The organism is Microbacterium sp. APC 3901 (genome assembly GCF_030407765.1).
In the GTDB taxonomy this organism is placed as follows: domain Bacteria; phylum Actinomycetota; class Actinomycetes; order Actinomycetales; family Microbacteriaceae; genus Microbacterium.
Genome location: NZ_JASDCU010000002.1, coordinates 1 through 10,257, shown reverse-complemented (window position 1 = coordinate 10,257; position 10,257 = coordinate 1). Strand labels below are relative to the sequence as shown.

Here is a 10,257-nt window from a genome sequence, read left to right as displayed (position 1 = left end):
CGCCGCCGCGGGCAGTCGTCCAAGAACATTTGACACATCGTGGACGATTGCTGCCCGGTTGTCCTCCTGCGCTGCGAAGTGTCAGAATTCAGGCACGGACGAAGGAGTTCCATGATCACGCTCGATGAGACCGACCACGCGATTCTCGCGGAGCTGAGAGCCGATGCGCGCGCGTCCATGACGGCCATCGCGGAGGCCGTGCACATCTCGAGGGCGGGCGCCCATGCGCGGATCAAACGCCTCACGGATTCGGGCATCATCACCGGATACACCGTGCGCACCGACCCGGTGCTGCTCGGTCATCACGCGAGCGCCTACGTCACCCTCGCGATCGAGCAGGCCACGTGGCAGGAGGTCAGCGCCCGGCTCCGCTCCATCCCCGAGATCGAGCACATGGCGCTCGTCGGCGGTGACTTCGACGTCATCCTGCTCGTCCGAGCGAGCGACGCACGCGACCTCCGTCGCATCGTGCTGGAGGACATCCAAGCGATCCCATCGATCCGCTCCACCCGCACCACTCTCATCTTCGAAGACTTCGCGCTCGTCTGATCGCGCGTCTGATCACGCGTCCGAGCGAGTGGGTGCTGAGCATCCCTTCGCACTCGGACATCTGCGGCGCACTCCTCGACAAGTGCGCCGCGCCCCGGCGTTCGACAATGAGACGACCGCCAGACCCTTGGCACGCGTCCCGCTCGAAGGAGAGTCCCGATGTCCGAATCCGCCGCATCCGCAGCCACTGCGCTGCTCGACCGAATCCAGGCGCCGGAGGGCGCTGGACGAGACATCCCCGATGCCGCCACGCGGGACGTGATCGGTCGGGCTCCCGAGCATTCGGTCGAGGACCTCGACGACGCGATCGCGCGGGCGCGGGCCGCGCAGCCCGGCTGGGAGTCCCTCGGGCACGCGAGGCGCAGCGAGCTGCTGATCGCAGCTGCTGACGCGATCGACGCGAACGCCGAGGCGCTCGCGCACCTGCTGTCGCGCGAACAGGGCAAGCCGCTGAACGGCCCCAACGCGCGTTTCGAGCTCGGCGCGTGCTCGGCGTGGCTGCGCACCAACGCCGCGATCCCGATCGAGTCGCAGGTGCTCGTCGACGACGAGACGCTGCACGCGGAGCTCGTCTACAAGGCGGCCGGGGTGGTGGGCGCGATCGGTCCGTGGAACTGGCCGCTCATGATCACCGTCTGGCAGATCGGTCCGTCGCTGCGGATGGGCAACACGGTCGTCGTGAAGCCCAGCGAGTACACGCCCCTGAGCGTGCTCGCGATGCTGGCCGTGATGAACGACGTGCTGCCGGCCGACGTGCTGATCGGCGTCTCGGGCGACCGCGAGGTCGGCGCGCGCCTCGCCTCGCACCCCGACATCGACAAGATCATGTTCACCGGATCGACGGCCACCGGGCGCCGCATCATCGAGAGCTCGGCCGGCAACCTCGCGCGCCTCACCCTCGAACTCGGCGGCAACGATGCCGGCATCGTGCTGCCGGGCACCGAGGTGTCGTCGATCGCGCAGGACCTCTTCTGGGGTGCGTTCATCAACACCGGTCAGACGTGCGCCGCCATGAAGCGCCTCTACGTGCACGACTCCGTGTACGAAGAAGTCGTCGACGCGCTCGCCGAGATCGCGGCCTCCGTGCCGATGGGCAACGGGCTCGATGAGGACAACGTGCTCGGCCCGCTGCAGAATCGCGCCCAGTTCGACATCGTGTCGCGGCTGGTCGAAGAGGCGCGAGGCCGCGGCGCTCGAGTCGTCACAGGCGGCGAGGCGGCGTCCGAACTCGGGGAGCTGTTCTACCGGCCCACGATCGTCGCCGACATCGACAACGACGCGGCGCTCGTGCAGGAGGAGCAGTTCGGACCCGCACTCCCGGTGATCAGGTACAGCGACGTCGACGAGGCGTTCGCCCTCGCCAACGCGGTGGATGTCGGTCTCGGCGCATCGGTCTGGTCGAGCGACCCCGAGGCCGCGCGCGAGGCGGCGACGCGCATGGAGTCGGGCACGGTGTGGATCAACTCTCACGGCGGGCTGCATCCGATGGTGCCGTTCGGCGGTGTCAAGAGCTCGGGCTACGGCCTGGAGTTCGGCGTCGAGGGTCTCAAGTCCGTCGCCGTGACCCAGGTCGTGTCGGGCCCCGGACGCAAGGCGCAGGCGTGAAGACCGCGATCGTCGTCGGCGCGGGGACTTCGGGGGCGATCGTCGCGCGACGGCTGGTCGATGCGGGCGTCGATGTGACGCTCATCGAGGCCGGAGGATACGACTCGAACCCCGCGATCCACGACCCGTCTCGGGCGGGCGAGCTCTGGCACTCCGCCGATGACTGGGACTTCTTCACGGTGCCGCAGGAGCACGCCGGCGGTCGCCGACTGCATCTCCCGCGCGGAAAGGTCACCGGAGGCTCGCACGCGCTCAACGCGATGATCTGGGTGCGCGGCGCGGCTTCCGACTACGACGCGTGGGAGCGCGGCGGGGCGACCGGGTGGGGCTGGAGCACCGTCGAACCCGTCTTCTCGGCGCTCGAGCAGGATGTGCTGCCGGTCACCGACGACTACGAGCTCTCGCCGATTCAGGCGTCGATCATCGACGCGGCGGTCGAGGAGGGGCTGCCCCGCAATCCGAACTACAACGGCGGCACCCTCGACGGCGTCTCGCAGCAGCAGGTGACGATTCGCGACGGACGCCGGGTGAACACGTGGATGGCCTATGCGCAGCCGATCGCCGACAGACTCACGGTCCTGACCGGACGCGAGGTGCACTCCGTGATCGTCGAGGAGGGGCGCGCTGTCGGCGTGCGGCTCGGAACGGGCGCCGACTCCGAGGACGTCTTCGCCGACGAGGTCGTGCTCTCGGCCGGTGCGATCGGATCGCCCGTGATCCTGCTGCGCTCCGGCATCGGTCCCGCCGATGAGCTCGCAGCCCTCGGCATTCCGGTCGTGGTCGATGCCCCCGGCGTCGGCAAGAACCTCCACGATCACCTGCTCTCGCCCGTCATCTTCACGACGGAGCGACCGGTCGGGCCGCCGCAGCCCGGCGTCTCGGTCACGCAGTCGCACCTCTTCTGGCGCAGCCGCGATGATCTGGCCGAGCCGGACACGCAGCCGATCCACTTCTCAGTGCCGATGTGGGGCGACCTCGAGCCCCGGGGAGATGACGGATTCACGCTCATGGCCGGGCTGGTCACGCCATACAGCCGGGGCACGCTCAGCCTGTCTGGCCCCGATCTCGACGACCCGCCCCTGATCGACCTCGCTGCACTCGAAGACGACAGAGACGTCGCGTCGCTCGCGGCATCCGTGCGTCAGTGCCGTCGGATCGGCGCGCAGCCGGCGCTCGCCGACGGGTGGGGAGCGACCGAGGTGTATCCCGGGCCGGATGTGCCGGACGACGGTGTCGAGGACTGGGTGCGCCGCACCGCCATCACGTACCACCACCAGGTGGGCACGTGCCGGATGGGTTCGGATGCCGACGCGGTCGTCGACCCGCTGCTGCGCGTCCGCGGCCTCGAGGGGCTGAGTGTGATCGACGCATCGGTGATCCCGACTGTTCCGACGGGCAACACCAATGCGCCCGCGGCGATGATCGGCGAGCTGGGGGCGAGGCTCCTGCTCGCGCGCTGACGTCGGCGGGCCGTGCGCGAAGCCCCCTCCTGCGAAGTGCGGGAGGGGGCTTCGGCGTCCGTGCCCACGTGCGGGGTCAAGAACGCATCTCATCTCGCGTGCGGGGTCAAAAACGCATCCGAATCGCTCGTGAGCGGTGCGATTTTGACCACCCACGGCAGGAGAGCCGCGCATGCGAGAGCCGCGCACGCGAGTGCGGAGGGCAGGGCGGACGCGGTGCCCGCGACCGGATCAGCGCGCGGTGTAGACCTCGCGACCGGCGAACCACGTCGAGCGCACCGACGTGTGCACGATCTCGTCGGCGGGGCCGGCGATCGCATCGCGTGCGAGCACGACGAAGTCCGCGGACTTGCCCGGCGTCAGAGAGCCGGTCTCCGATCCGAGCCCCATCGCGATCGCGGCATTGATCGTGAAGACCTCGAGCGCCTCCTCGGCGGTGATCGCCTGCTCGGGCCAGAGGACGCCGGGTGCGCGTCCGAGCGGGTCCGCGCGCGTGACGAGACCCTGCAGTCCCTCGAGCGTGTTCGGGGACTCGCTCACCGGCCAGTCCGAACCGCCGGCCACGAGCGCTCCTGCATCGAGCAGAGCACGGTTGGGCTGCGAATGCTCGGCACGCTCGCCGAGCACCTCGGCCAGTGCCTGCGGGATCACGCCGGGGAACCAGATGAACGGAGAGATGTCGGCCGACACGTCGAGGGCTCGCAACCGGGGGATGTCGTCATCGGCGAGGAACTGGCCGTGAGCGATCTGGATCGGGATGCCGAAGCCGTCGGCGCGGATGCGTTCGGCGACGTCGAGCACGAGACGCGCCGACCCGTCGCCCGTGCAGTGCACCTTGGCGCCGAGTCCGCGTTCGGCGACCGACCGCAGCCAGGTGTGCAGCTCGTCGAAGTCCATCGTCGTCTCGCCGCGGAAGTGGGCGCCGTGCGCAGCATCCGCCACGTAGGGATCGAGAAAGGAGGCAGTCCGCGCGGGAGGCACCCCGTCGAGGAAGATCTTCACGAAATCCGGCCGATGGTGCGGGGTGCGGAACTGCTCACCGAGTTCGATGAGCGCCGCGCCGATCGGATCGAACCCGAAGATCTCGTCGTTGATCAGCAACGACGAGACGACCCAGGCGCTGAGCTCCTCTGCCCGGTCGAGTGCCGCGAGCGCGGCGAGGATGTCGGTCGACACCCCGGCATCCTGGAACGTCGTGATGCCGAAGGAGTTGAGGATCTCGACGCCGCGGCGTGACGCGGCGATGTGCTGCTCGTCCGTCAGCCCGCCGCTGCGGTCATAGGCCTCCTGCACCGGGATTCCCGCCGCCTCCAGCAGCACCCCGGTCGGTGTGCCGTCGTCGGGATCCAGCAGGGTGACGCCGCCGGAGGGAATGGCGCCGGAGGTGATGCCGGCGAGCTCCAATGCCCGGGTGCTCGCCCACCTGTTGTGCCTCGAGTCCTCGACGAGCACGACCGGCCGACCACCGGCCGCGTCGTCGAGACGCTGCCTGGTCGCGGTGTTCGCGAGAGCGGGCAGCAGCGTGGTCGACACGGGGCCACCCACGATCCACGCGTCCTGCGGCAGCGTGTCCGCCTTGTCTCGCACGAGGTCGAGGATGTCGTCGAGAGCGAGCGACGGGGGCAGCGAGAGCTCGAACAGTTCGGTGCGGCCGGCCATGGCGTGGTGGTTGTGCACGTCGACGAAACCGGGGTAGATCGCGGCGTCGCCGACGTCCAGCATCCGTGTGTCCGGCCCTCGGAGAGCACGCATCTCGGCACTGGTCCCGACGTCGAGGATCCGCCCGTCGCGCACGGCGAACGCCTCGACGACCGGCTTGCGACGATCCGCCGTGCGGATCACCGACCCCGTGACGATCAGCTCGGCATCCGCCGCCATGTCAGAGAGCCCCGAACGAGGCCGGTTCGAGCCCCGAGCCGTGATGCGTGGTCGAGAGCAGCCGGCCGTGCGCGCCGAACGTGAAGTGCGTCGGCACCTCGCCCGACTCGTCGAGCCCGAACAGCACGCCGTGAGAGCGGATCGCGTTCACGTCGCGATGGTCGGCGATCGTGACCGACGCGCACGGGATGACCTTCTCGCGCCACGCGAAGATGTAGATGCCGGGGCGCACCTCCCACACGCTGTTCTCGTCGGTGTCGGCGAGCCCTCGTTCCGGGCCGGCGAGGCACTGCCATGAGTACCAGCGCTCCGAGAGGTAGACGTGCTCGTAGGCGTGCTCCTCGCTGTAGACCCATTCGACCCGGCGGCCGATGAGCGTCGTCGTCGGGGCGGGCTCTGCGCCCGTCACGACCACGCCTTCGATGATGCTCGGCGCGAAGACGTGCTGCACGCGGGTGCGTCCCTGCTCGGGCGCGGGCAGGATCACCGAGATGACGGCGAGGGAGCGCCCGTGGCGGAGGTCGACGACCAGCGACACGGCCTCGTTCGGCAGGTAGCTGTGATGGAACTGCACGAAGTACAGCTCATCGTCGACCTCGAAGGCCTCGTAGTCGTCGGTGTCGGATGCCGGTGCTGTGGAGTCGTCGGCGCCCGGGCGGTAGTCCCACGCGACCGTGGTGTCGGCGAAGCGGTGCGAGATGCGGGTTCCGCGGGCATCCACGACCGTGATCTCTCGTCCGCTCAGCGCCGTCGTGTGCGGGGCCTTGTTCGCGTCGAAACCGGGGGCCAGGCCTTCGAGCGGGAGCCAGGTGGAGGTGTCGGCGGGGTTGAGGGTCGTCATGTCTCTCCTTGAAGGGGTGGGAGGTCGGGGAGCGTCAGCGATCGCTGAATCGCTCGAGGTCGGATGCGAGGCCCTCGTACACCGCGGGCCTGGAGCGTTTGAGGTAGGCGCCGTAGACGATGCCGCCGATGAGGGCGACCACGAGCAGGAGGGGCATGAGACGGATGGCGAGCTCTTCGGATCCGGCGACGATGTTGAAGTTCACGATCGCGAGCACCGAGATCGCGGCGATGCCGAGGAATCCGATGCCCGGGGCGATGAACGTGCTCCACCACCGAGGGTCGCCGGACCGGCGGAAGTACACGACGATCGAGATCGCCGCGAGGCCCTGCAGGATCAGCACGCTCAGGGTGCCGAAACCGAGCATTGCCGGCACCAGGGTGAGGATGGGGTCGGCGCCGGCGATCGCGAAGATGATCGCCACGATCGCTGCGAACGACGCCTGCACGATCCCCGCGAGCTGCGGGGCGCCGTTGCGGCGCGTACGGGCGAGAGCGTGCGGGAGGATCCGCGAGCGACCGAGAGAGTATAGGTAGCGCGTCGCGGAGTTGTGGAACGCGAGCATCGCCGCGAACAGGCTGACGAGCAGCAGGATCATCATCACCGTGGTCAGCGGACCCCCGAGATACTGCTGCGAGAGGGTGAAGATGAGGTCGCCCGTCGGCAGGTGCTCGAGAGCTGTGGCCTGTGCCTGCGCGACGCCCGTCGCGCTCACGACGGCCCACGTGGTGACGCCCAGGATCACGCCGATCGCGATGATCGAGGTGTAGGTCGCGCGGGGGATGGTGCGCAGCGGCTGCTTCGCCTCCTCGCTGAACAGGGCAGTCGCCTCGAATCCGAGGAAGCCCGTCGCGGCGAGGAGCAGGCCGATCGGCAGCGAACCCGAGAACACCGCTTCGGGGCTGAACGCGGCCACGTCGTAGCCGGTCTGCACGAGCACCGAGACGTCGAAGACGACGAGCATCAGCACCTCGAGCACGAGGCAGACGCCGAGGATCTTCGACGAGAAGTCCACGCCGACGCGTGCGAGCACGAAGCAGACGATGATCGACACCAGACCCCAGATCAGCCAGTGCACGTCGAGGCCCGTCAGGTCGCGGATGATGTTCTGCATGAAGAAGCCGCTGGTGCCGATCGTGCCGACCACGAAGAAGTTGTAGCCGAGCGTCGCGATGAGGCCGGCGACGAGACCGCCCGTACGGCCGAGTCCCTTCACCACGAAGGCGTAGAAGCCGCCGGCGTTCACCAGCTGCTTCGACATCTGCGCGTAGCCCACGGCGAAGAGCAGCAGGATGGCGGCGACCAGGAAGAACGCCATCGGGGTGCCGCCACCGTTGCCGAGGGCGATCGCCAGGGAGGCGACGACCACGATGCCGGTCAGCGGTGCGACGGCGGCGAGGACGAGGAAGACGATGCCGGCGACGCCCAGCGCGCCGGGTCGAAGAGAGGTGTGGTCGTGTTGCGTCGTGGACGCAGATATCGGGTCTGCCACGTCGGTTCCTTTGCTCGGTGACTGCTGTGTCGAACGGCATCGACGACGAGGGGTTCGTCGATAGAGCGAGTCTCCTCGCGCCGGGAGGCGGGCGGTTGACCCTGAGCGAAGGACGATGGTGCCAGCGCGCACAGCCGTCGCCGGCGTGTTCCCGCGCCGCTGCCGGCAGAGCAGGATGACCGTGATGACACCGCCGTTCTCAGACAGCGCCGCGGGCGCGGCGACGGCGTCTCAGGGAGAGCATGGACCTTCGACTGAGCGGCACGACCGCGCTGATCACAGGAGCGGCGAGCGGCATCGGGCGGGCGACCGCCCTCGCGCTCGCCGCAGAAGGGGTGCGGGTGGCGCTGCTCGATCGGGATGCTGCCGCGCTCGACGAGACGGCACGCGGATGCCGTGACGCCGTCGTCCGTGTGGTTGATGTCACCTACGAGGCGCAGGTGGAGGACGCCGTCTCGACCTCCGTCGAGGAGCTCGGCGGGCTGGACGGGGTCGTCTGCTGCGCCGGAATCTCCGGTCCGGTCGGGTCGTCGATCGGGGAGATATCCCTTGCCGACTGGAACGCGGTGTTCGCGGTCAACGTCACGGGGGCTTTCCTGGTCGTCGCCCAGGCGCTTCCCGCACTCCGCGCGTCGGCCGCCGCATCCGTCGTGTTGCTGGCGAGCGACTCGGCGTTCGTGTCATCGCCGGGCATGGCTCCGTACTGCGCGTCGAAGGCGGCTCTCGTGCAGCTGGGGCGATCACTGTCCGTGGATCTCGCGGGAGACGGCATCAGGGTGAACACCGTTGCGCCGTCGATCGTCGACACGGCGATGAGTCGCGGCGACCTCGGCGCCGAGGCGTTCGTCGATCCGGAGTTCGCCGTGCAGACGCCGGAGGACGTCGCCTCCCACGTGCTGTATCTCGTCTCTCCGCGCAGCAGAGCGATCAACGGCGCGACGATCCTCAGCGACTTCGGGTACTCGGCCCGGTCAGGATTCCCCGCCTGATGACCTCGGGGCCACCGGATGGCGCGTGAGCGCATGGACTGCGCGTGAGCGCATGAGCAGCGCGTGAGCGCACCAGGAACAGGAGCAGACATGGGAAATGCAGTCGGATCGACGGTCTCGGGACGCGTCGTCGTCATCACCGGCGGCGGAACAGGCATCGGTGCGGCGGTCGCCGAGCGGTATGCCGCAGAGGGAGCGCACGTCGTCGTGGTCGGGCGGCGGCCCGAACCGTTGCGCGCCGTGGCGGATGCGGTCGGCGCTCACCCGATCATCGCGGATGCCGCCGACACCGCGTCCGCTCAGGCAGCGGTGGCCGAGGTGCTCGCGACGTTCGGGCGGCTCGACGTGCTCGTGGCGAACGCCGGTGGACACGGCTTCTCACCCGTCGCCGACACCGACGACGACAGCTGGGATGCGGCGATCCGCGCCAACCTCACCACGGCGTTCGTGATGGCGAGAGAGGCATTGCCGTCGCTGATCGAGGCGAAGGGGCAGATCGTGATCGTGTCGTCGCTCGCCGGTCTCTTCGCGGGGCCCTCGGTTGCCGGGTACACGGTGGGCAAGCACGCTCTGATCGGCCTGACCCGCACACTCGCTCGCGACTACGGGAGACGCGGCGTGCGGGTCAACGCGGTGTGCCCCGGATGGGTGCAGACGCCGATGGCGGACGACGAGATGGACGAGTTCGCCACGCAGGCCGGGCTCGGTTCGCGCGAAGAGGCGTATGCGACGGTGACGGCCGATGTGCCTTTGCAGCGACCGGCTCGGCCCGCCGAGATCGCGTCGGTCGTGCGGTTTCTCGGGTCGGGGGAGTCGTCGTACATCACGGGCGCAGTGATCGTGGCGGATGGCGGATCCCACGTGGTGGACGTGCCGACGATCGCGTTCGATCGGGCGGGGATGTAAGGGATTCCGTTCCCTTTCGGTGCTGAGGTGCCGTCGCTCTGCTGCCTGGCTCACTGTCGCTCCACTGCCTCGTGCGATGACTCGCGCTGCATAATTCCGGTAGGCCGAGATACTTGCGCTGATCTGGGGTAAAAGTGGTCTCTTGTGGGTCTTGAATGTCGGTGGTCCCGGGTTGACTGGGGGTATGAACAGCACCGCGGAGCTTCTGGATCGGGTCATCGCTGACCTTGATGCGGTGTTGTCCGATGATGCGTTGGCGGGGTTGTCGGATGCGGATCGTGTGGGTGTTCTCGTGGCGGCGGGCGCGACGTTCCGGCGGGTGGAGGCCGTGATCGTGGAGACGGTTGCGACGGGGGACATGGGTGACTTTCCGCATGCGGCGGGGTGTCGGGGTCTGAATGAGTTGTTGCAGCGGACGCTGTTGGTGGATGTGCGGGGTGCGGCCCGAGTCGACAGGGTCGTCGATCTGGTGCGGCGGCCGTTGAGTCTGGCGGGGGAGAGGATGCCGGCGCGGTGGTCGGAGATGCGGCTGGCGCT

The 10,257-nt window shown here is 68.9% G+C and carries 9 protein-coding genes; 6 read left to right on the top strand and 3 right to left on the bottom strand.

All coding sequences use genetic code 11. The annotated features are described in order from the left end of the window. Window positions 1-111: 111 nt before the first annotated feature. The 3 genes from QMA07_RS01660 to QMA07_RS01650 all read left to right on the top strand — a co-directional run bounded on the left by QMA07_RS01660 (window position 112) and on the right by QMA07_RS01650 (window position 3,614). Window positions 112-549, top strand: a complete 438-nt coding sequence (locus QMA07_RS01660) for an Lrp/AsnC family transcriptional regulator (protein ID WP_290159493.1) — start codon at window positions 112-114, stop codon at window positions 547-549. 159 nt (window positions 550-708) lie between these two features. Next, window positions 709-2,154, top strand: coding sequence for an aldehyde dehydrogenase family protein (locus tag QMA07_RS01655; RefSeq protein WP_290159492.1), 1,446 nt, complete (start codon window positions 709-711; stop codon window positions 2,152-2,154). Next, entirely contained in the window at window positions 2,151-3,614 is a 1,464-nt protein-coding gene (locus QMA07_RS01650) for a GMC family oxidoreductase (RefSeq protein ID WP_290159490.1), read from the top strand. Before QMA07_RS01655 ends, QMA07_RS01650 begins: the two co-directional genes overlap by 4 nt. A 231-nt stretch (window positions 3,615-3,845) precedes the next feature. Here the strand turns inward: QMA07_RS01650 and QMA07_RS01645 are convergent, their stop codons facing one another. Genes QMA07_RS01645 through QMA07_RS01635 form a run of 3 tightly spaced genes read right to left on the bottom strand, consistent with a single transcriptional unit; the run spans window position 3,846 to window position 7,825 of the window. Beyond that, window positions 3,846-5,492 (bottom strand): amidohydrolase, encoded by a 1,647-nt coding sequence (locus QMA07_RS01645; RefSeq protein ID WP_290159489.1) that lies wholly within the window; start codon window positions 5,490-5,492, stop codon window positions 3,846-3,848. Between the two features lies 1 nt (window position 5,493). Then, window positions 5,494-6,333: a molybdenum cofactor biosynthesis F family protein gene (locus QMA07_RS01640; protein WP_290159487.1), complete on the bottom strand. Its 840-nt coding sequence runs from the start codon at window positions 6,331-6,333 to the stop codon at window positions 5,494-5,496. Between the two features lie 34 nt (window positions 6,334-6,367). Beyond that, window positions 6,368-7,825, bottom strand: coding sequence for an APC family permease (locus tag QMA07_RS01635; RefSeq protein WP_290159484.1), 1,458 nt, complete (start codon window positions 7,823-7,825; stop codon window positions 6,368-6,370). A gap of 242 nt (window positions 7,826-8,067) precedes the next feature. Here QMA07_RS01635 and QMA07_RS01630 point away from each other — a divergent pair, with 242 nt between their 5' ends. From QMA07_RS01630 to QMA07_RS01620, 3 genes are all read left to right on the top strand, one after another. Continuing rightward, window positions 8,068-8,814 carry an SDR family oxidoreductase gene (locus QMA07_RS01630; protein ID WP_290159482.1) on the top strand — a complete coding sequence of 249 codons (747 nt, stop codon included), beginning with the start codon at window positions 8,068-8,070 and terminating at the stop codon, window positions 8,812-8,814. 90 nt (window positions 8,815-8,904) lie between these two features. Next, entirely contained in the window at window positions 8,905-9,720 is an 816-nt protein-coding gene (locus QMA07_RS01625; protein WP_290159480.1) for an SDR family oxidoreductase, read from the top strand. 184 nt (window positions 9,721-9,904) lie between these two features. Beyond that, window positions 9,905-10,257 (top strand): hypothetical protein (locus QMA07_RS01620; RefSeq protein ID WP_290159479.1); only part of this gene is annotated, 353 nt, incomplete at its 3' end.

What these genes read in the sequence shown, in the direction of transcription:
- QMA07_RS01640 (WP_290159487.1), bottom strand. Translation starts at nt 6,333, where the DNA reads ATGACGACCCTCAACCCCGCCGACACCTCCACCTGGCTCCCGCTCGAA.
- QMA07_RS01660 (WP_290159493.1), top strand. Translation starts at nt 112, where the DNA reads ATGATCACGCTCGATGAGACCGACCACGCGATTCTCGCGGAGCTGAGA.
- QMA07_RS01645 (WP_290159489.1), bottom strand. Translation starts at nt 5,492, where the DNA reads ATGGCGGCGGATGCCGAGCTGATCGTCACGGGGTCGGTGATCCGCACG.
- QMA07_RS01655 (WP_290159492.1), top strand. Translation starts at nt 709, where the DNA reads ATGTCCGAATCCGCCGCATCCGCAGCCACTGCGCTGCTCGACCGAATC.
- QMA07_RS01625 (WP_290159480.1), top strand. Translation starts at nt 8,905, where the DNA reads ATGGGAAATGCAGTCGGATCGACGGTCTCGGGACGCGTCGTCGTCATC.
- QMA07_RS01630 (WP_290159482.1), top strand. Translation starts at nt 8,068, where the DNA reads ATGGACCTTCGACTGAGCGGCACGACCGCGCTGATCACAGGAGCGGCG.